This window comes from Niveispirillum lacus (assembly GCF_002251795.1).
Classification (GTDB): domain Bacteria; phylum Pseudomonadota; class Alphaproteobacteria; order Azospirillales; family Azospirillaceae; genus Niveispirillum; species Niveispirillum lacus.
The window spans coordinates 234111-255290 of record NZ_NOXU01000030.1 but is presented as its reverse complement, the minus strand read 5'-3'; the positions used below and the strand labels follow the sequence as shown (position 1 = coordinate 255290).

Below are 21180 nucleotides of genomic sequence, written 5' to 3'. Positions count from 1 at the left end.
TGTTGCATGGACGAGCCAAGAAGGCAGGTTGGTCAGCGCCGAAAGTGTCAAACCCCTTCACGCGGCATAGCGGCCATCGCCGATGCGCCGTGCCTGACCCAGGGCGACCAGAAGGTCCAGCATGTCCTTGACCTGCTTGCCGCGCGCGCCCTTGAAGGCGCGGGCCACCGCGTCGGCGGGCAGCGCGCTGTTGGCGGCGGACAGGGTCTGGCGCAGGGCCTGCACCTGTTCGGCGGGCAGTTTGGGCCAGGCGGGCCTTGTGGCGGCCACCGTCGCCTCCCCCAGGTCGGCGGACAATTGTTCGCCCGCCTGCACCCCGCCGGGATTCTGAAATTCCGGGCGCAGCCAGCGGACAAGGCCCCGTGCCTCCTCCGCCGCCCGTTCCTTGTTCAAGGCCACCAGCCGGAAAAGAATGTCACGGTCGGACAGGTCGGCAGGCCAGCCATAGGCATCGGCCACCGCCGCGTCGATGGCGCGGTGCAGGTCCAGCAGGACGCCGACATGCCCTGCCTCATAGATATCGCGCTCCGCCGGCTCTAACGCCGCCCCCGCCTTGCGCTTTTCCAGCACATTATAAAGCTCGGTCAGCGTGAAATGCCCCGCCGCCAGCACCTTCTTGCGCAGCCCGTCCAACTCCTCGGCCAGAGAGCCGATGCGGGCTTCCTGGGCAGGCGTAAGGATGGGGAAGGGAAAGGCATCGAAGCAGCGTGTTTTCACATAGACGGGATCATTGCCATACCCAAGCCAACCACCCGCCGCCAGCGCCCATGTCGTGTGGATGCGGGAACTGAGGACGCTAAGATGAACGGCTTGATGCAGACCGATGCCAATCAGCTTGTTGTCGGGAAGAATATCAATGTCCAGAAACTGGAATATTCGATGCTTCGCGGTTTCGACCGTTGCGATGTAGCGGGGCAAACCAGCAAGCGCCTTTCGCAATTCTCCGCGTGTTTTCCCAAAGAGCCACCATTGCGCCGCATATTGGCGTCCATCCGGCGTATCGGCCTTTGCTTGGCGTTCATCATGAACACGATCCATCAGCCACTGATACACACCCGGAAACCGCTGCCGCACCTGTTCCGCTGTCAGGCCAAACAGGTCGATGACCATCACGCCCCGGCTTTTCCCGGTCAGGTCACGTCCGTTGCGATAATGCCGGATATGCTGTTCCAGACCGGGAACCTTGCCAAGCCCCAGGGCCGCTGCCTCCGCCGGGGTGACAATAAAGCCGGAACCGTGGAGCGACACACCACGCGATGAAAGTCCTGCGTTGGCCTTCAACGGCAGAACGCCCGCGATGTCGGCCCCAATGGTCAAATCCGGCAGGATAACGCCCTGCTCAATGGCGAAGGTCACGGCGATGGCCCCATCATTGGGGTTCGCGTCGCCTTCCGCCACCACCTGCTTCAACAACCCCTCACCGGCACCCGCCATGCCCACCGTCATGGCCACGCGCACGGCGGCGGCCCCTTGGGCATCGGCCCAGGGATGGTCGGGGATGGCAAAAGACAGGTGTAGCGGCTTCTTGGCGTCCAGATGGCGTTTGATCACCCGGCGGCTGAAGGTCTGGGTGATGGAATTGGTGGTGATGAAACCGAACCGCCGCGCCTTGCCCTCGCGCACCAGATCGGCGGCACGGTCCCACCAATACATCACAAAATCAGCCCCGCCCGGCATATGCGGATAGGCCGCCCACAATGCCTCTGCATAGCCATCGCCCAATTCCTGGCGCAGATCCTTGCCACCGATAAAGGGCGGGTTGCCGACAATGTAATCCGCCTTGGGCCAGGGGGCGGGCTTCGGGTCGGTGTATCGCTTCAGCGGCACCACCTGCGTTTCATCCGGCACCTGTCGGCCTGTGTGCGGATCGGTGCGCAGGGAAACGCCATCCCAGCGGGCGACGGGTTTGCCCGCCGCATCCAGGACCAGTTCCTCTTTTTTCCAGGCCAGAACGGCATCGGCATGCCGCACTGTTTCCACCGGCTTCAGGATGGGATCGGACAGGCTTTCCGGCCCGCGCAGGCGCAGATGCCCCTGCAAATGGCCCAGCCACAGCACCAGTTCGGCAATGGGCACGGCGCGGGCATTCTTTTCCAGGCCGACAAATTGCTGTGGCCCCACCGTCGTGCCCTGCAAATCCAGCAACGCCTGCGCCGCAGCGCCCAGTTCCTCCAGCGCCAGCAGCACCTCCCCTTCCAGTTCCTTCATCAGTTCCAGGCTGACATACAGGAAGTTGCCGGTACCGCAGGCAGGGTCCAGCACCCGTACCTGACACAGGTCGCGGTGGAAGGCGCGGATCAGCTCCACCGCGCCCTTGACATCGCCCGCCGCGCGCCGCCCCTCGGCCAGCGCCAGGGTGGCGCGCCACTGGTCCTGCAACGGCTCAATCACCGTCGGGATGACCAGCCGTTCGACATAGGCGCGCGGCGTAAAATGCGCGCCCAACTGCCCACGCTCCCGCACCGACAGGGCGTTTTCCAGCAAGGTGCCAAAGATGGCGGGTTCGACATTGCGCCAATCCCGCTGACACGCGGTGATCAGTTCCGACAATTCATCGCCGGTCAGGGCCAAAGCCTGGGCATTCTTGAACAGGCCGCCGTTAAAATGGCGTACCGGCGCGCCGATCATCGGGTCAAAGTCGCTGCCCTTGTCCATCGACTTCCAGAACGGCGTCAGATAGCGGGGAAGGAATTGCGGATTGCCCTCCGCCTTGCGCAGCAGGGTCAGGAACGCATCGGCGGGCAACAGCCCCACATCCTCCGCAAAGGCCGTGAACAGGCAGCGCATCAGGAACAGCGCCACTTCCTTCGGGTCATGCCGCTTTTCCAGGGTACGCGCCATGCGCGCCAGCCGATAGGCGATGTCCTTCGTCACCTCCGCACGCTTGGCAGCGGGGTCCAGCGACAAGGGATCGGTCCAGATCGCCCGCAACCGGTCCCGCACCGCCGCATCGGCAAGGTCGGGGATGGCGATCCGGTGCGACCGGCTGTCCGGAAACGGCTTGTAGCGTTTGCCCAGGCCCGTGAAATCGGCATAGACCTCGATGACATGCCCGACATCGACGATCAGAAGGAAGGGCGGCCATTCGGGCAGGTACTTGGCATAGTTTTCCGCCTGTTGCCGCGCCTGCTTCATCATCCGATCCCACGCCGCCTTCGGCGCGGCGGCAGGCGCCGCCACCTCCCCGAACAGATCCGGCCCCGAGGCGCCAACGCCACGCATACGCTTGTCCGATTGCTTGGCCTCTAAAACAAAATGCTTACGCTTGTAGCAGTCGATGAAATTATACCGCCCGTCCTCGCCATCCACATCCATGGCCCGGACGCGCTTTTCAAAGACATACTCGTTACGATGATCCTCGGCATGGCTGGCTTCTGGCTTGTCTACGCCGATCAATTCACAAAGTTCATTGATAAATTTCTGATAATTTGCCCGCTCTGAACCACCACGGCCAGACCAATATTCAATGAATTTATCGGCATTCATGACAAAACCATTCCCACTGAATCTATCTTCAATTTAGGTCTGGTTGGCATTCCGCACAAGTCAACACTGACTGATCATCAAACGGGAAGCGCTGGATACAGCGTGCTCGCCATCTCTCCGCACCCCAACCGCTGACTTCCCCCCGCCGCCGTGCTATACTGTGTGCCGCAGCACCCTATCCATGTCCGTGTCCCGGCCACCGCCGTCGCTACGCAACAGAACCTGTTTTCGTGTTTCACATGGTTGCGTGGACAGCCACTCTGTCAGCCTGCGGCACCCGCGCCCTGTGCAACATCCGGACATGCGATGTTGCGCAGCGTTGCACAGTCCGCCCCGCATTCGAAGCCGGCGCCATTCGGAGCGGTGATCCCGCTATCGCCGGAACATGACACCCGATCATGTTCCACAATGTTGCGTAGGCGCACTGGCCCCACCCTGCCCCTCCCGCAGGGCAAAAACAGCACACCCTGCAAAACCGTAGCGAGCGCTCACACGGGCTCTGGTCAAACCTTACTGATCTGTTAATCTCAATCTCGCGGATGCGAAACGAAGCCGATGTCGGCATCGCCCTCGACAGCGGATCGCATGGCACGAAGGGCGCAGGGGGCTCTGTTGAGCGGGTCTGGAAAAGGTGTTGACGACCTGTTGTCGTCCTATGATGCCAACGGCTTTTATGATGAGCTGTTTGGATCGGCCAGCAAACCGGCATCGCATACCGAGGCCGTGAAGGATCGGCTTCGACAGCTTGATTATGACGATCTTCGACGACGCGCATCGGACGCGGAGCGGGAGCTGTATAATCTGGGCATCACCTTTCTGGTCTATAGCGATGCCAAGGCCGTCGACCGTATCCTGCCCTTCGATGTGATCCCCCGCATCATCGCGGCCAAGGAATGGGCGCATCTGGAAAAGGGCGTGCAGCAGCGCATCGCGGCGCTGAACATGTTCCTGCATGACATTTATCATGATCAGCATGTGCTGAAAGACGGGATCATCCCGGCCGAACTGGTGCTGGGCAATGCCAATTACCGGCCGCAGATGCAGGGCATCACCCTGCCCTTCAAGACCTATATCCATATTGCCGGCGTCGATCTGGTGCGTGACCATGAGGGCACGTTCCGGGTGCTGGAGGATAATGGCCGCGTGCCGTCGGGCGTATCCTATGTTGTGGAAAACCGCCATATGATGCTGCGCGCCTTCCCCGATCTGATGGGGGATATCGGCCTGCGCAATGTGGAAAATTATGGCGCCAAACTGCTGGACGCCATGTGCGAGATCGCGCCGCCGCGCGCCGATGTCGACAGCTATGACCCACAGGTGGTGCTGCTGTCGCCCGGTGCCTATAATTCCGCTTATTTTGAGCATATTTTTCTGGCGCGCGAGATGGGCGTGCCGCTGGTCGAAGGCCGCGATCTGGCCGTCATTGACGATAAAGTCTATATGAAGACCACGGGCGGTCTGCGCCGGGTGGACTCGATATATCGCCGTATCGGCGATGATTTCCTGGACCCGCTGGCTTTTAACCCGGACAGCATGTTGGGCGTGCCGGGGATTTTTGAGGCTTATCGCAAGGGTAATGTGGCGCTGGCCAATGCCATTGGGACCGGTGTTGCCGATGACAAGGCCGTCTATGCCTATGTCCCGCGCATGATCAAATATTACCTGGGCGAAGACGCCCTGATCCCCAATGTCGACACCCATATCTGCCGCGAACCGGACGCGCTGCAATATACGCTCGATAATCTCGACAAGCTGGTGGTGAAGCCGGTGGGCGAGGCCGGGGGCTATGGCATCACCATCGGCCCGCGCGCCAGCAAGGCCGAGCTGGAGGAATGCCGGGCCAAGCTGCTGGAAGACCCGGCCAATTATATCAGCCAGCCCATGGTACCGCTGTCGGTCTGCCCGACCTTGACGGAGGAAGGCATCGAACCGCGCCATGTGGACCTGCGTCCCTTCGCCATCACCGCCAAAAGCACCTGGGTGCTGCCGGGCGGGTTGACGCGCGTGGCGCTGAAGAAAGGGACCTTGATCGTGAATTCCAGCCAGGGCGGCGGGTCCAAGGATACCTGGGTCCTGACCGAAGGGGGGCAGGCGGAGCCGGAGCCGGTGGCCGATGACAGCACCGATCCGTTCCACACCCAGTCCCAGTCACACGCCGCCTTATCGTCATCCCAGTCCCAGTCGCAAAGCCAGTAAGGGGAGAATCGGACATGGCAGCCCTTCTCGCCCGTTACGCCGAATGCATCTTCTGGATGGCCCGCTATATGGAACGGGCCGAAAATCTGGCCTGCATCCTGGACGTGCATGAAACCTTTGCCCGTGACAGTTTCGGGTCCACCAACTGGTTGCCGATCCTGCGCCTGAACGCCGATGAAAAGCGCTTTTTTGAGCTGTACCCCACGGCCAGCGTCAAGAATGTGCTGAATTTTTATGTACTGGACCAGAAAAACCCCACCTCGATCATCGCAGCAATTGCTGCGGCGCGGGAGAATGCGCGGCAGTTACGGCCCCTGATCTCGACCGAGATGTGGGCACATTTGAATATGTTCTATAACCGTCTGCTGGCGCTGGAACCGGCCACGGATCTGGCCCAGCACAATATCCAACGGCTATGTGCCTCGATCAAGGAAGCCTGCCAGACCCATACGGGCATTACAGAGGGCACCTTCTTTCGTGACCAGGGCTGGTACTTCTACCAGTTGGGCCGCAATCTGGAGCGGGCGGACCAGGCCACCCGCGTCCTGGACATCAAGTACCATACGCTGCTGCCCAGCCCGCGCGATGTCGGCACCCCCATTGATATCAGCCAATGGAACAGCCTGCTGCGCTCGGCCGCCGGATACCACGCCTTCCGGCGGGTCTATCCGAGGGGCATGACGCCGGCGGCGGTGGCCGGCTTCCTGCTGTTCAACGATAATTTCCCTCGTTCCGTGCTGGTCTGCATGCGCGAGGTGGACAGTCTTCTCAACCGGCTGAACAGCAAATACCGCCTGCGCCGCGGCACCCTGCCGCTGGAACGGTCGGACGAATTGCTGGGCAATCTGTCCAACCAGACCATCGAGTCCGTTATTTCCGTGGGCCTGCATGAATATCTGGACGGGTTGCAGATCAATTTTGCCAAATTGTCCAACGACATCGCACAGGCCTTTTTCCTGATCGACCAACCGGGTACGCTGTCCGCCTGATCCAGCCCCCCACGCCCAGGGCCACGAATGAGTGTCATCCCGCCCCTGCACCGGCCCTTGCAGCAGTTCTTCCGCTCCGGCCCCATGCCTTGCCCCTATCTGGTCGGGCGGGTGGAGCGGAAGCTGTTTACGCGGTTGGTGGGCCCGCAGGCGGGGGAGGTAAATTCGGCCCTGTCGCGGGCCGGGTTCCGGCGCAGCCATGACATTGTCTACCGCCCTGTCTGTCCGGGATGCAGTGCCTGTGTACCGGTAAGGGTGCCGGTGGCCAGCTTTGTGGCAGGCCGGACCAACCGTCGGATCCTGCGTGCCAATGCCGACCTGACCCTGGAGGTGATACCCGCCGCTGCCAATCCGGAGCAGTTCGAATTGTTCGCGCTGTATCAGGAGGCCCGCCACAATGACAGCGACATGAACCGGATGACGCCCGGCGACTTCGCCTCCATGGTCGATGAGGGGCGCGTTCACACCTTTATGGCCGAAACCCGCGACCCGATGGGGCGCCTGCGCGGGGCCATGCTGGTCGACCGGCTGGAAGATGGCTATTCCGCCGTCTACAGCTTTTATGATCCTGAAGAACCCAAGCGCAGCCTGGGCACACATCTGATCCTGGCCATGATCGAACGCTGTCGCCAGGAAGGGTTGCCATATCTGTATCTGGGCTACTGGATCAAAGGCAGCCCAAAAATGGAATACAAGGCGAATTTCCAGCCCCTGGAAGCACTTGGCCGTGACGGCTGGGCGCCGCTGACCATTTAGCGCCACCCTCTGGCAGCCCCGCGCCGGGTTCGGTTTGCCAGGTGCAATTTGGCGCGAACCTGCTATGATTTGTCGCAGTGGGTTCGACCGATCGCCCCTTGCGGCTCCGGATGTCCGGAATGCCGATTTGATTCGCCGGGTCCGCCGGCCGAACCATGACCCGCCGGCCATCCGACCGGATGGCGGACCGCTGGCATTTGGGGAGGTTGAGGATATGGCTTATCGTGTGGCCGCCAATCAGGCGGCGATGAAGCATGATCGTTCCATCGCCATGCCGGAGGTCCGGCGGATCAGCGTGCATGATCTGATGGAAGCATTATCCATGGGCGTTCGCGATTTCATGGCGGCCCCTACACAGCTTCTGTTCCTGGGACTGATCTATCCGGTTGTCGGGGCGCTGGCCGCCGCTGCGGCCGCACAGAATGATCTGGTCCCCCTGCTCTATCCGGCACTGGCCGGTATCTCCATCATGGGGCCAATCGCCGCCCTGGGCATGTATGAGTTGTCGCGACAGCGGGAGATGGGGGTCGAGATCACTTGGCGCAATGCTCTGGATGTACGCAACTCGGGGCAGATCATGCCCATCGCCTGGCTGGGCGCCATGCTGCTGGCTGTTTTCCTGGTCTGGCTGGGGGTGGCGGAGCGGATCTACATGGCAACGCTGGCCAGCCAGCCGCATGAAGGGATTGCCAGCTTCATCAATGCCCTGATCAGCACGCGTGAAGGCATGATGATGTTCGTGATCGGCAATGGTGTCGGGTTTCTGTTTGCCATGCTGGTCCTCACCATGACCGTTGTGTCTTTCCCCATGCTGCTGGACCGGCGCGTCGGGCTGTTGGATGCCATGGTCACCTCAGCCCGCGCCGTCTGGCGCAACCCGGTCATCATGGCTATCTGGGGCCTGATGGTTGCCGGATTGCTGCTGCTGGGCAGTCTGCCGTTATTTGTGGGGCTGGCGGTAGTGATGCCGATCCTGGGGCATGCCACTTGGCATCTGTACCGCAAGCTGGTTGTATAGCGACAGTGAAAACATTGAAACCTCAATGAAAGCATGCAAGTATCCGCCCGTTCTACTAGCATTGGGGCTTGATGATGCATGTTTTCGTGAGGGCTCTGCTGGGCCTGTCGATGATGACGCTGTTGGCCGTTCCTTCCGCATGGGCGGAGGGAAAGCAAAACTTCACTTTGAAGAACCGGACCGGCTACACGATTTCTGAGGTCTATGTTTCCCCCAGCAAAGCGTCGAGCTGGGAAGAGGACATCCTGGGCCGGGACCAGATGTCCGATGGCGAGTCCTATGAAATCCAGTTTAGCCGCAAGGAAAAGCCCTGCATGTGGGATTTGAAGGTGGTCTACGACGACGGCACCCCGGCCGAGTGGGAAGGCTTCAACCTCTGCGACGTGTCGACCATCAAAATCTTTTATGATCGCAAGAAGGACACGACCTGGGCCGAGTATGAGTGAGCCTGAGGCCTGACGTTCAGGATCGGGCTGCCGGTGCGACCCGGCGGCCCTTTTCTTTTCGGGCAGCCTGTAAAGAAAATGGCTGCCGGGTCGCACCGGCAGCCATTAAGTTGCAGAGCAGTCCAAACAAGCGAAATCAGAACTGTTCGGCGTCCAGTTCCATCATGGACTTGGCGCCGGACATCAGGCTCTTGAAGCGGAAATCCACCTCCGGTAGCATTTTTTCGACAAAGAAGCGGGCCGTCTTGATCTTGGCGTCGTAGAAGCTGTCCTTGCCATCGGCACCATTGGCCAGCTTCTCCTGGGCCACCTTCACCATCTTCAGCCACATCCAGCCCACGGCCACCAGACCGAAGATGCGCAGATAGTCGGTGGAAGCGGCACCGGCCTCATCCGGGCGGGCCATGCCCTTCTGGGCGACAACGGCGGTTGCCTGCTGCAACTTGCCGAAAGCCTTGGCGACCGGAATGACGAATTCCAGCAGTGCCGGGTTCTCCTGGCTCTGCTCCAATTCCGCCTGCATCGGGTGGAAGAAACGACGCAGCAGGCGGCCCAGATTCTGGGGCAGCTTGCGGCCAACCAGATCCAACGCCTGGATACCGTTGGCCCCTTCATAGATCATGGCGATACGGGCATCGCGCACGAACTGTTCCATGCCCCATTCACGGATATAGCCGTGACCACCATACATCTGCTGGCTGTTGGTGGCGACCTCATAGCCCATGTCGGTGAAGTAAGCCTTCACAACGGGGGTCAGCAGGGCCACGAAATCGTCAGCCTCCTGACGGACCACCGGGTCCGGGTGCTTTTCCACCAGGTCGATCATCATGCCGACCCAATAGCCCAGCGCGCGGGCGCCCTCCGTGAAGGCCTTGGCCTGCATCAGGTTCTTACGTACATCGGGATGCACGATGATGGGATCGGCGGCCTTGTCCGGGGCCTTGGCGCCTGACAGGGAGCGACCCTGGATACGGTCCTTGGCATAGGCAACGGCGTTCTGGTAGGCGACGGACGCCACGCCCAGACCCTGCATGCCCACGCCCAGACGGGCGGCATTCATCATGGTGAACATGGCGCGCATGCCCTTGTGCGGCTCGCCCACCAGCCAACCCTTGGCATCGTCAAAATTCATGACGCAGGTGGCGTTGGCCATGATGCCCATCTTATGTTCGATGGAACCGCACATCACGCCGTTGCGCACGCCGGGTTCATTATTCTCGTTGGGCAGGAACTTCGGCACCAGGAACAGGGAGATGCCCTTGATGCCCGGCGGGGCATCGGGCAGCTTGGCCAGCACCAGATGGATGATATTGCTGGTCAGGTCATGTTCACCGGCGGAGATGAAAATCTTCGTGCCGGTGATGCGGTAGCTGCCATCATCGCTGGGCACGGCCTTGGTCTTCATCAAGCCCAGGTCGGTGCCGCAATGCGGCTCCGTCAGGCACATGGTGCCGGACCATTCGCTTGAGACCATCTTGGGCAGGTACTGGGCCTTCAGCTCGTCGCTGGCATGCGCGCGGATAGCGTTCATGGCGCCATGGGTCAGGCCCGGATACATGGCAAACGCCATGTTCGACGAACACATCAGTTCTTCCAGCACGAACCCGATCGTGTGCGGCAGACCCTGCCCGCCATAATCGGGATCAAAGGCCAGACCCTGCCAGCCGCCTTCCTTATAGGTGTTATAGGCTTCCTTAAAGCCCTTGGGCGTGCGCACCACACCGTTTTCGTAGTGGCAGCCTTCCTCGTGGCCGGAACGGTTGAGGGGTTGCAGCACGTTCTCGCAGAGCTTGGCGGCCTCTTCCAGAACGGACTGGATCAGGTCGGGGGTCGCATCCTCGAAGCCGGGAAGCTGGGTCAGCGACTGCGCATTCAGGACATCGTTCAGCACGAAGTTGATATCTTCGAGCGGGGCCTTGTACATGGGCATGGAAACTCTCCGTGTGGACCGCTACCGCGGCAGACCGTCATCCCCCGAAAAATCCGGCGCCGAACTGGCTTCAGACCTAACGGCAGATGGGGCACCTCGGGGCGTCGATAGGGTGGACGGGGGAGATGTGGAACAAGGTGCAACACAGTTCTAGCAGCTCCAAGATGCCTCCCCCGCGAAAGCGGAGGTCCAGGGGTGGCCGGAACTAACGGTCGGGCTTGTGGACCCTGGGTCCCCGCTTTCGCGGGGAAGGCAGGAAGGAGCGAATGGAAGCGGAGAGCGTGAGCTCCCCGCCCCCTTTAACCTCAATTCCGCAATGGCTTGCCGGTTTCCAGCATATGTTCGATGCGGTTGATGGTGCCGTTGGTCTTGGTCAGGGCCAGGAACCCTTCCCGCTCCAACGTCAGCAGGTCGTCTTCGGTCAGCACCTGCGTGATGTCGGTGTTGCCACCCGACAGCACGAAGCCAATGGCCTTGGACACCACCACATCATGCGGCGTGGCCTTGCCCTGCTGGGCGAAGCCGTCGACCGCCATGCTGAAAGCCGCGGCAGCCGTCGGGCCCGGCAGGCGGATTTCCGGTTCCTGCGGCGGGGTGTAGTTCGCCGCCAGTTCCAGAGCCTTGGCCTTGGCATCGGCCAGCAGACGGTCCTTGTTGAAGGTGATGCCGTCGGTCGGACGCAGGATCAGCATGTCGCGCGCCTCGAACGCCGACTTGGCGACCTTGGCGGTGCTGATGGCCTCAAACGCGGCGGACAGGGCCGGCATGGGGCCGCCCGGACGCCGCTTGTTGGCCAGATGGCGGATGACCATCTCCTTACAGCCACCCCAACCCGGCAGCACACCGACGCCGACCTCCACCAGACCCGAATAGGTCTCGGCATGGGCCTGCACGGCGGAGCTGTGCAGCAGGATTTCGCAGCCGCCCCCCAGCGCCATGCCCGACGGGGCGGCGACGGTGGGGAACGGGGCGTATTTCAGGGCCTTATAGGTGTTCTGACCCTCGGCAATTGTCGCCTCAATCTGCGGCCACAGGCCGATATTGATGGCGAACAGGGCCAGGCCCAGATTGGCACCGACGGAGAAGTTCTGCGCCTCATTATGGATGACCAGGGCCTTGTAGGCACCGGACTTGCCATCGCCGATGATGCCCATGGCCTTGCGGATCATGCCCATGATGTCCTGATCCAGGGCATTCATCTTGGACGTGAATTCCAGGCACAGGACGCCGTCGCCGATATCCCACAGGCTGGCGGAACCGTTCTTGGCGACCGGCTTCGACCCGCGCTTGATATCGGTCAGCAGCAGCACACCGTCCGGACGCTTTACCTCGGCATACTCGCCATCGGTGCCCAGGAACAGCAGCTTGGCGCCTTCCACCTTATAGAAGGGACGGCCAGCGGCCACCTTCACCATGTGGGGGACTTCCTTGCCCTCGGCGACCAGCTTTTCGGCGAACCAGCCGGTGCCCAACTGGTCAATCAGCTCAAACGGGCCGGACTTCCAGTTGTAACCCAGGCGCATCGCCTCATCGACCGCCGTAATCTGTTCGGCAATCTGCGGCACCAGATCGGCAGCGTAGCTCAGCGCCTGCGACAACACGCGCCAAGCATAGGCACCGCCGGCATCGGCGGTTTCCACCAACGCCTTCAGGTTCTTGGCCGACGCCGAGGCCAGCGTGGCCTTTTCGGACTTGCGATAGGCGCCGGTCTTCAGGTCGATGGCTTCCTTGACGCGGCGGCCATCGGCCAGCTTGGTCTGACGATAGAAGCCGCCCTTGCCCTTACGGCCCGTATAGCCTTCGGCGATCATCTTGTTGGCCAGCGCGTTGTCGCGATGGATACGGCGGTAATCATCGTCGGCCGGCAAGGTGGACAGCAGCGACTTGGAAATCAGCGGCATCAGGTCCAGACCGACCAGATCGATCAGCCCGAAAGTGCCCGTCTTGGGGATGCCCATGGGGCGGCCGGTGATGGCGTCCGCCTCTTCCACCGTCAGACCGCCATCAATGGCCTCGTTCACGGCGACGGCCATGAAATAAGTGCCGATCCGGTTGGCGATGAAGCCAGGCGTGTCCTTGCATTCTACCACGCCCTTGCCCAGGACGCGGTCGCAGAAGGCGCTGACGGTATCAAACGCATCCTGGCGGGTCTTGGGACCCTTCACCACTTCCAGCAGACGCATATAGCGCGGCGGATTAAAGAAGTGGGTGATGCAGAAATCGGCCGCGAAGCGTTCCGTCTGACCTTCCAGCAGGATGGACAGCGGAATGGTGGAGGTGTTGGACGAGACGATGGAGCCGTCCTTACGAACCGCTTCCAACTTCTGATACAGGTCGTGCTTGACCTTCGGGTTCTCCAGCACGGCCTCGACGATCCAGTCGACATCGGCCAGCTTTTCCAGGTCATCCTCGATATTACCGGGGGTGACGAGGCTGGCTGCCTTCTTGTGCATGAAGGGGGCCGGATCGGTCTTCAGCATCTTGTCGATGGCGGTCTTGGCAACGACCGACCGGTCGCCGCCATTGTCCTTCACCGCCTGCGGAACGATGTCCAGCAGATAGACGGGGATGCCCGCATTGGCGATGTGGGCAGCGATACCGCTGCCCATCACGCCGGAGCCGATGACGGCGGCTTTCTTAATGGTCATGGGTGTTTCCTCCCGCTTGCAGCCGTTGATCAGACCGCTTCCAGGATGGTGGCGATGCCCTGACCGCCGCCAATGCACTGGGTGGCCAGCGCCAGGGCCTTACCCTCACGCTGCAACAGGCTGGCGGCCTTGCCGGTGATGCGGGCACCCGTGGCGCCCAGCGGGTGGCCGAGCGCCAGTGCGCCGCCATCCAGGTTCACCTTGGCCGCATCCAGACCCAGTTCCTTGGCAACCGTCATGGACTGCACCGCGAAGGCCTCGTTGCTCTCGACGATGTCGATATCGGCAATGGTCAGGCCAGCGCGGGCCAGCGCCTTCTTGGACGCCGGGACCGGGCCATAACCCATGATGGTGGGGTCGCAGCCGGACACGGCGATGGAGCGGATCTTGGCCAGGATCTTCAGGCCGTGCGCCTTCGCGAAATCTTCCGAGCAGACCAACGTGGCCGAGGCGCCATCGGTCAACGGCGACGACGTGCCAGCGGTGACGGTGCCGTTCTCGGCGTCAAAGGCCAGCTTCAGGGTCGCCAGACCCTCCGCCGTGGTGCCGGCGCGAATACCGCCATCCTGGCTCACAACTTTACCGCCCGGTACGGTGATAGGGACAATCTCAGCCTCAAACCGGCCTTCGGCCTGAGCCTTGGCGGCCTTAGCGTGGGACTCGACCGCATAGGCTTCCTGCTGGGCGCGGGTGAAGCCAAATTTCTTGGCCAGGTTTTCCGCCGTGATGCCCATGGCCATATAGGCGCCGGGATTGGCAGCATGCAGAACGGCGTTGGGCATCGGGTTATAACCGCCCATCGGCACGCGGGACATGCTTTCCACACCGGCGGCGATGAAGCAGTCGCCGGCGCCCAATGCAATAGCGCCAGCCGCCTGATGGATCGACTGCATCGATGAACCACAGAAACGGTTGACCGTGGCGCCGGCTACCGACTGCGGCAGGCCCGCAATCATGGCCACCAGTTTGGCGACGTTGAAACCCTGTTCGCCTTCCGGGAAGGCGCAGCCCATGATCAGGTCTTCCACGGCTGCACCGTCGACACCGGTGCGGGCCAACAGTTCCTTCACAACAGCGGCGGCCAGATCATCCGGACGCACCTTGGTCAGTTCGCCCTTGTTGGCAATGTGGAAGGGGGACCGGGCGTAACCGGCAATCACGACGTTCTTCATCTCTGGAGCACTCCTCGCCTGGGGTTGGCTGCGGCCCGCCTCTCGCGGGCGGTACCATTTGATTTAGGGGGACGGCTGGAAAAATTCAAACGAGCGTATGAAAAATCAACGCGCACGGCATGAAGGTTACTCGCTTGGAACCTGCACACCCTTGGAATGAAGGTGAGACACGATCAGACCGTCAATTTCATGCAGCTCCTTCAGGGTCTGCTGCACATCTCGCAACTGCTGTTCCAGATGGCGGATACGGTTGCGGGCGCCGCGCAGCAGATAGGTCATCTGCTCCACCTGCGCCTCGTCCGTGTCGTAGAGATCCAGGAAATCCTTGATCTCCCCGATAGAGAAACCCAGCCGCTTGCCCCGGCAGATCAGCTTCAGCCGCGCGCGGTCACGATGGGTATAGATTCGCGTCTGGCCCATGCGGGCCGGCGAGATCAAACCTTCATCCTCGTAAAACCGCAGCGACCGCAGGGTCAGGCCGAATTCGTCGGCCAACTGACCGATGGTGAAGGTCTGTGCCGGATTATAGGCGGGTTTGGCCTGATCGATGGTGTTCAGCATGAGAGCTGCCCTTGTCGCTGACAGGTTGCTTACGTTTACGTAATAGGTAAGTGAAGCTTCCGCAAACGTCAAGCGGTTTTTGCATGGCGGCCATCCTTTTCCTGCCTTTCCCTAATCTGGGGGTGGACAAGCCTGCGCGCCAGTCGCAACTCTCCAGCCCTCACGAATTTTTGATGATGTAGCGGGTGCGTGACATGTCGGTGATCGGGGAACAGGGCCATTATGTGCTGATCGTGCGATGCCCGGATCGCAAGGGGATCGTGGCGGCGGTATCCACCTATCTGGCCAAGCATGACGCCTCGATCACAGAATCGAACCATTTCAATGACGCCCTGAACAACCTGTTCTTTATGCGCACGGTCTTCCGCGCCGACGGGGCCGATTTCCCCGATCTGGACGCCTTGAAGGAAGGGTTCACGCCCATCGCCCGCCAATATGACATGCATTGGGAACTGCATGATTTGTCGGTGCGGCCCAAGGTGGTGATCGCCGTATCGAAGTTCGGCCATTGCCTTTACGACCTGCTGCACCGGCAGCGTTCGGGCAGCCTGCGCATGGATATCCCGGCAGTGGTATCGAACCATGATGATATGCGCAGCTTCGTGGAATGGTCAGGCATCCCCTATCACCATCTGCCCGTGACCAAGGGCAACAAGGAAGCGCAAGAGGCGCAGTTCACCAAGATCATTCAAGATAGCGGCGCCAATCTGGTGGTGCTAGCCCGCTACATGCAAATCCTGTCGCCGTCGTTCTGCGAGGTCTTGGCGGGCCGCTGTATCAACATCCATCACAGCTTCCTGCCCAGCTTCAAGGGGGCCAAGCCCTATCATCAGGCGCATGAGCGTGGGGTGAAGATCATCGGCGCGACCGCCCATTTCGTGACCACCGACCTGGATGAAGGCCCCATCATCGAACAGGACATCCAGCGCGTGGACCATAGCCACACGCCCGAAGACCTGGTCGATATGGGCAGCGACGTGGAATGCGCCGTGCTGGCAAGGGCCGTACGGTGGCAGTTGGAACGTCGCATCATCATGGATGGGTCACGGACGGTGATTTTTAAGTGATGCAGCAAAGGGGACCTGGACGGCCCCCTTTTTGTCTTCAAAAACCGTCATCGCCTCCCGTCCGCGGTTCCGGGGGATGCTCATCCGGTCGATATTCCAGGATATCGCCGGGCTGACAGTTCAGAACGGTGCAGATCTGGTTCAGGGTGGCAAAGCGGATACCTTTCACCTTGCCAGTTTTCAGCAAAGACAGGTTGGTCAGGGATATTCCCACCTCCTCTGCCAGCTTGGTCACCGACATTTTGCGTCGGGCCAGCATCACGTCGACATTGATGATGATGGCCATCAGATGATCCCCTCCCCTTCAACCTTCAGATCGCGGCCGATGCGGAAAGCTTCTGCCAGTGCCAGCAGAACCAAACCGCACAGTGCCAGCCAGCCATTGATATCGGGTGCAACCTTGGCATAGGGCGCATCGGGCAAAGAGGACCAGAAAGGGTTAACCACCAGTTCGCGGCCATCGGCAATGCTGGCGCCAGACAGCAACAATGGCAACAGGCAGCCGAAGGCCACGGTGACGGCATTGGCACCAATCAGCAGCCAGCCGATCCGCCGCAGACGTGTCACGGCGGTCGCAGCAAAGGGATCACCACCCGCGATATCTCCGACCAGCCGCCGCAGGGTGAAGGCCGCATAAAGACACAGACCAACAGCCGCCGCCATGGACACGCCCGACAGCAATTTCGTCGACATCTGGTCAATGTTGATGTTCAGGGTTCCGCGGTCGGCCAGCAAATGGCCGACCACCGCCTGCCCTTCACGCAACAGGTCGGTGGACACAGCAGGGCTCAGGATGACCGGAACCATCATGAACCAGGGCTTTCCGGTCAGACCGGCATAAAAAGTGACACCCAGGATCAGCAGGATACCGAAAGCGAGCAGCCAGATGGCCGTCGTCAAAATCCAGTTCAGAACACGCAGTGACATGCTCTCCAACTCCTTGTTTAGCAGGTATGGATTTTCTATATATCATTTATCATTTTACGCAAAACATAAAATCTCGTATGTTTCTTGAAGATCGCAACCTTCATTGGCATAGGCATGGTCAGGGGTGGTGGCGTGCCGGATTCTGCTGCTGGCCGACGCGGGTTGTTTCTGCGGTCGCTGAGGTCCGACAGAACCCCACCGGGCAATGCTCGTCGCCCGCACACCCGAATTGGGCGGTATTTGGCACAGCGGATTGTATGAAAGGGGCGTCGGCCTATCGACGGCGCGACGTCAGTCGCAATGGCTTCTGCGAGTGTTCAGCATAAAGCAATGGCTTAGCCATAGAGCTGCTTAGCCCTGTTCTCAAACGCCGCCACCATGCGCTTCACCGCTTCGTTGAACAGCGCGCCGATAATGGTCTGCAGGACCTTGTTCTTGAACTCAAAATCCACGAAGAAATCGACGGCGCAGCCATCGGCGTGTGCCTCGAAAACCCAGTGGTTGTTCAGGTAATGGAATGGGCCATCGACATATTCCACATCCACCCGCAGAGCATCGGGATTGAGGGTCACCTTGGAGGTGAAGCGCTCGCGGATCATCTTGAAGCCGATCACCAGATCGGCCCAGATCACGGGTTCCTGCCGCTTGCGGATGCGGCAGGCCACAGCCCAGGGCAGGAATTCCGGGTAGCGCTCCACATCGGCAACCAGGGCATAAAGCTGCTCCGGTGTGTGCGGCAGGATGCGCCGTTCGGCATGCGTTGGCATTGAATTTCAGAACCCTGGCAAGCGCTTCACTCGGCGGCGGGGCGGGTGCCCGCCAGCTTGGCCTCACGGGCGGCACGCAGCTTCCGGAAGTCATCCCCAGCATGATAGGAGCTGCGGGTCAGCGGGCTGCTGGACACCATCAGGAAGCCCTTGCCGCGCGCCAGTGTGGCGTAGCTTTCGAACTCATCCGGCGTCACGAACCGGTCGACGGGTGCATGTTTGGGCGTGGGCGCCAGATACTGACCGATGGTCAGGAAATCCACGTCGGCGGCACGTAGATCGTCCATCACCTGCCCCACCTCCTCCTTCGTCTCGCCCAGACCGACCATGATGCCGGACTTGGTGAAGATGGTCGGGTCCACTTCCTTCACCCGCTGCAACAAAGCCAGCGAGGTGAAATAGCGCGCACCCGGACGGATGGAGGGGTAAAGGCGCGGCACGGTTTCCAGATTGTGATTGAACACATCGGGCCGGGCCTTGGCCACATGCTCCACGGCACCGGGCTTGCGCATAAAATCGGGGGTCAGGATTTCGATGGTGGTGGCGGGTGCCGTCTTGCGGATGTTCAGAATGGTGCGGGCGAAATGGTCGGCCCCGCCATCGGGCAGATCGTCACGATCCACCGAAGTAATGACCACGTGTTCCAGGTTCAGGTTGCCGACGGCTTCGGCCACCTTTTCCGGCTCATGCGGGTCCAGGTTCAGCGGCTTGCCGGTCGCGACATTGCAGAAGGCGCAGGCGCGCGTGCAGATGGCACCCAGAATCATGAAGGTGGCGTGCTTCTTCTTCCAGCACTCACCAATGTTCGGGCAGGCCGCTTCCTCGCACACCGTATGCAGCTTCAAACCGCGCATCAGGTCGCGCGTTTCCGCATATTCCCGGCTGGTCGGCGCCTTCACGCGCAGCCAATCGGGCTTGCGCTGGATCGGGTTGTCCGGGCGGTTGACCTTTTCCGGGTGGCGGACGCGGGGTTCTTCGATCGTCATGGCCCTGACCTTGGGAATTGCCTTGGCCCAGAACATAAGCCGCCCCGGCCCCTGAACCAAGCGCGGCGTTCCGCCACCCTCCCCCGCAATGGCTGCAAGGCGGACGAAAGGCCGCGCTGCCGACCGGGTGGCGCACTGTCTTAGAACCTTTGCCCTGGCCTGCGCCGCCAGTTTGTATTACCCAGGAATATCAGCGACAGGATGGGCGGATCATGCACCTGAAACAGCGGGTCGGCTTTTTGCTTCTGGTGGCGGGCCTGTCGGCGTTGCCGGGCTGCGCTGTGGTCGGGGCGGCCACAACCGTGGTGGGAACTGCGGCCGATGTCGCAACGACAGCCGTCAGCACCACGGTTGATGTGGTGACGGCCCCCCTGCCCTGATCCTCCCCTAATCCGTCAGGGTGAATGTCACCAAGAGTGGCCGGTGGTCAGAACCGATATCGGCCAGCACCCGCGCATCCCCCGGCCCGGCATCGCCGAATACATGGTCGATGGGGATGCCGATGAACAGGGCCGATGACGGCCAGGTTGGGCCGGTTGTCGACAGCCGTACCAGACCGCCGCCATCCTTAATCCGCTGGACCAGCGGTGACCAGGGTGCGGCATTGAAGTCACCGGACAGAATCACCGGTCCCGGCAACTCCTGCAACCGAGCCACCAGCCACTCGGCCTGTGCATCTTGGATCGACTGATCGAACGGTTGGCTAAGATGGGCCGTGACAAGGGTAAATGCCCCCGATGGTCGATGAACACGGGCCGCGAGATAACTCGGCTTGTCCGGTTGATCATGCCATGGGCTGGTGACAACACCCAGCCGTTCCAGCGGCCAACGCGACAGAATGTTGTTTCCGCAATCCGCCTCTTCACAGGTCAGGCGATGGGGAAACCGGTCGACCAGTGCATCGGCCCAGGCGTAGCCCTGGAAATGGTGGCGCTCCAGTACCACCAACAGGTCCGCATGCTGCGCGCGTGCCTGGGCCACGAACCCATCCATTGACGGGTTGTGGTGCCAGACATTGGCATGAAGCAACGTCACGCTCTGCCCCGGTGGCGAGGAGCGTGGCATCAGAGTGGGAACGACCAGCGCGCCATTGATCAGACAAGCCAAGGTCACGGGTAAAAGGACCAGCCACCGTCGCCCGACAAGGGCCATCATAGCAAGGGGCACCGCTCCCCATAACAGAGCGATGCGCAGATGATCGGCGACCGACCACCCGCCCGGAACCCAGCGCAATATAGTGAACAACAACATGGCCAAGGCCCCCGCCCAGAGCAGGATTGCCACAGCATCGACCATACGGGCAGCACGGATTGACAAAGATACTGGTCCTTCAGCAAAGAGCCGTGGCAATCGACCATTGCCGTTGAACAGACGCAAGCCGGAACCGCAGGGGCCCGGTGGCGCCCACTCCGCCTTCCAAGCCGCAATGACAGGCGCCAACAAGAGGAGGGTCTGCGGATCTGCACGCGTTGAGTGCCGGCCTGCACCTTGACTCCGGGCCGGTTTGCGCCTACAAGGCCGGACCTTTTTCAACGGCGTACAGCACCCCTGGAGGCTGGCGCCACTATCGGGCCCGACGCGGGAAGCCGCGCACGGGTCTTTTTTCGTACTAGGAGAGTACCATGACCCAGATTATCTCGCTCGCCGCCACGGCTCGCGACCGGGCCGGAAAGGGGACCGCCCGTGCTGCTCGCCGTGAGGGCTTGGTTCCGGCCGTGATCTACGGCAACAAGGAAAAGCCGGTGATGATTTCGCTGGACTACGCCAAGTTCAATCGTGAACTGCACCGTCCGGGTTTCTTCACCCACCTGTTTGAGATCACGCTGGACGGCACGACCCATCGTGTCCTGCCCCGCGATGTCCAGTTGGACCCGGTCTATGACCGTCCGCTGCATGTTGACTTCCTGCGCGTCGGCGAGACCACCGAAATCACCCTGAAGGTGCCGGTGGAGTTCGTGAATGTGGAAACCTGCCCGGGTCTGAAGAAGGGCGGCGTTCTGAACATTGTGCGTCACGACATCGAAGTCTTCGCCAAGGCCTCCAACCTGCCGGAGAAGATCGTCGTCGATCTGGCCGGCTTTGAGGTCGGTTCCTCCATTCACATCTCCTCGGTCAAGCTGCCGGAAGGCGTGCGTCCGACCATCACGGATCGTGACTTCACCGTCGCCACGATCGCTGCTCCGACCGTTAAGGGCGAAGCCTGATCTTTGCATCGGTAACGCTGGAACCCG

18 protein-coding genes are annotated in these 21180 nt (G+C 61.2%); 8 read left to right on the top strand and 10 right to left on the bottom strand.

Annotation, left to right across the window (positions count from 1 at the left end; translation table 11 throughout):
* Positions 1–57: 57 nt before the first annotated feature.
* Positions 58–3486 carry a class I SAM-dependent DNA methyltransferase gene (locus tag CHU95_RS14130; protein WP_094456973.1) on the bottom strand — a complete coding sequence of 1143 codons (3429 nt, stop codon included), beginning with the start codon at positions 3484–3486 and terminating at the stop codon, positions 58–60.
* 612 nt (positions 3487–4098) lie between these two features.
* Between CHU95_RS14130 and CHU95_RS14125 the strand changes: the two genes are divergently transcribed.
* The 5 genes from CHU95_RS14125 (at position 4099) to CHU95_RS14105 (ending at position 8891) form a co-directional block, all read left to right on the top strand.
* Positions 4099–5682 (top strand): circularly permuted type 2 ATP-grasp protein, encoded by a 1584-nt coding sequence (locus CHU95_RS14125; protein ID WP_245838249.1) that lies wholly within the window; start codon positions 4099–4101, stop codon positions 5680–5682.
* Positions 5683–5696: 14 nt separating this feature from the next.
* A complete protein-coding gene (locus CHU95_RS14120; RefSeq protein ID WP_094456971.1) occupies positions 5697–6671 on the top strand; it encodes an alpha-E domain-containing protein in 975 nt (324 codons plus the stop codon).
* A gap of 27 nt (positions 6672–6698) precedes the next feature.
* Positions 6699–7427, top strand: a complete 729-nt coding sequence (locus tag CHU95_RS14115; RefSeq protein WP_094456970.1) for an arginyltransferase — start codon at positions 6699–6701, stop codon at positions 7425–7427.
* Positions 7428–7641: 214 nt separating this feature from the next.
* Positions 7642–8445, top strand: a complete 804-nt coding sequence (locus CHU95_RS14110) for a DUF2189 domain-containing protein (protein WP_094457249.1) — start codon at positions 7642–7644, stop codon at positions 8443–8445.
* Between the two features lie 110 nt (positions 8446–8555).
* Entirely contained in the window at positions 8556–8891 is a 336-nt protein-coding gene (locus CHU95_RS14105; protein ID WP_094457248.1) for an argininosuccinate lyase, read from the top strand.
* Positions 8892–9027: 136 nt separating this feature from the next.
* On the opposite strand, the gene CHU95_RS14100 is transcribed toward CHU95_RS14105, so the two are convergent.
* The 4 genes from CHU95_RS14100 to CHU95_RS14085 form a co-directional block, all read right to left on the bottom strand.
* Complete coding sequence (locus CHU95_RS14100) at positions 9028–10821, bottom strand: acyl-CoA dehydrogenase C-terminal domain-containing protein (RefSeq protein ID WP_094456969.1); 1794 nt, start codon at positions 10819–10821, stop codon at positions 9028–9030.
* Positions 10822–11126: 305 nt separating this feature from the next.
* The gene (locus tag CHU95_RS14095) at positions 11127–13469 is read right to left on the bottom strand and encodes a 3-hydroxyacyl-CoA dehydrogenase/enoyl-CoA hydratase family protein (protein WP_094456968.1); all 2343 of its coding nucleotides are present in this window, start codon (positions 13467–13469) and stop codon (positions 11127–11129) included.
* A gap of 29 nt (positions 13470–13498) precedes the next feature.
* Positions 13499–14641 (bottom strand): thiolase family protein, encoded by a 1143-nt coding sequence (locus CHU95_RS14090; RefSeq protein ID WP_094456967.1) that lies wholly within the window; start codon positions 14639–14641, stop codon positions 13499–13501.
* A gap of 126 nt (positions 14642–14767) precedes the next feature.
* Positions 14768–15202: a MerR family transcriptional regulator gene (locus CHU95_RS14085; RefSeq protein ID WP_094456966.1), complete on the bottom strand. Its 435-nt coding sequence runs from the start codon at positions 15200–15202 to the stop codon at positions 14768–14770.
* Positions 15203–15396: 194 nt separating this feature from the next.
* Here CHU95_RS14085 and purU point away from each other — a divergent pair, with 194 nt between their 5' ends.
* Complete coding sequence (gene purU / locus CHU95_RS14080; RefSeq protein WP_094456965.1) at positions 15397–16269, top strand: formyltetrahydrofolate deformylase; 873 nt, start codon at positions 15397–15399, stop codon at positions 16267–16269.
* Between the two features lie 37 nt (positions 16270–16306).
* Here purU and CHU95_RS14075 read toward each other — a convergent pair whose 3' ends face one another.
* The 4 genes from CHU95_RS14075 to lipA all read right to left on the bottom strand — a co-directional run bounded on the left by CHU95_RS14075 (position 16307) and on the right by lipA (position 18949).
* Positions 16307–16555: a helix-turn-helix domain-containing protein gene (locus CHU95_RS14075; protein ID WP_094456964.1), complete on the bottom strand. Its 249-nt coding sequence runs from the start codon at positions 16553–16555 to the stop codon at positions 16307–16309.
* Positions 16555–17196: a DUF2975 domain-containing protein gene (locus CHU95_RS14070; RefSeq protein ID WP_094456963.1), complete on the bottom strand. Its 642-nt coding sequence runs from the start codon at positions 17194–17196 to the stop codon at positions 16555–16557. Before CHU95_RS14070 ends, CHU95_RS14075 begins: the two co-directional genes overlap by 1 nt.
* 335 nt (positions 17197–17531) lie before the next feature.
* Positions 17532–17963: a type II toxin-antitoxin system RatA family toxin gene (locus tag CHU95_RS14065; protein WP_094456962.1), complete on the bottom strand. Its 432-nt coding sequence runs from the start codon at positions 17961–17963 to the stop codon at positions 17532–17534.
* A 26-nt stretch (positions 17964–17989) separates the two neighbouring features.
* Positions 17990–18949 carry a lipoyl synthase gene (gene lipA / locus CHU95_RS14060; RefSeq protein WP_094457247.1) on the bottom strand — a complete coding sequence of 320 codons (960 nt, stop codon included), beginning with the start codon at positions 18947–18949 and terminating at the stop codon, positions 17990–17992.
* Between the two features lie 212 nt (positions 18950–19161).
* Here lipA and CHU95_RS22495 point away from each other — a divergent pair, with 212 nt between their 5' ends.
* Complete coding sequence (locus CHU95_RS22495) at positions 19162–19329, top strand: hypothetical protein (RefSeq protein WP_165772177.1); 168 nt, start codon at positions 19162–19164, stop codon at positions 19327–19329.
* A gap of 7 nt (positions 19330–19336) precedes the next feature.
* On the opposite strand, the gene CHU95_RS14055 is transcribed toward CHU95_RS22495, so the two are convergent.
* Entirely contained in the window at positions 19337–20266 is a 930-nt protein-coding gene (locus CHU95_RS14055; protein WP_133065532.1) for an endonuclease/exonuclease/phosphatase family protein, read from the bottom strand.
* Between the two features lie 305 nt (positions 20267–20571).
* On the opposite strand from CHU95_RS14055, the gene CHU95_RS14050 reads away from it, so the two are divergent.
* The gene (locus CHU95_RS14050; protein WP_094456960.1) at positions 20572–21153 is read left to right on the top strand and encodes a 50S ribosomal protein L25/general stress protein Ctc; all 582 of its coding nucleotides are present in this window, start codon (positions 20572–20574) and stop codon (positions 21151–21153) included.
* Positions 21154–21180: the final 27 nt, after the last annotated feature.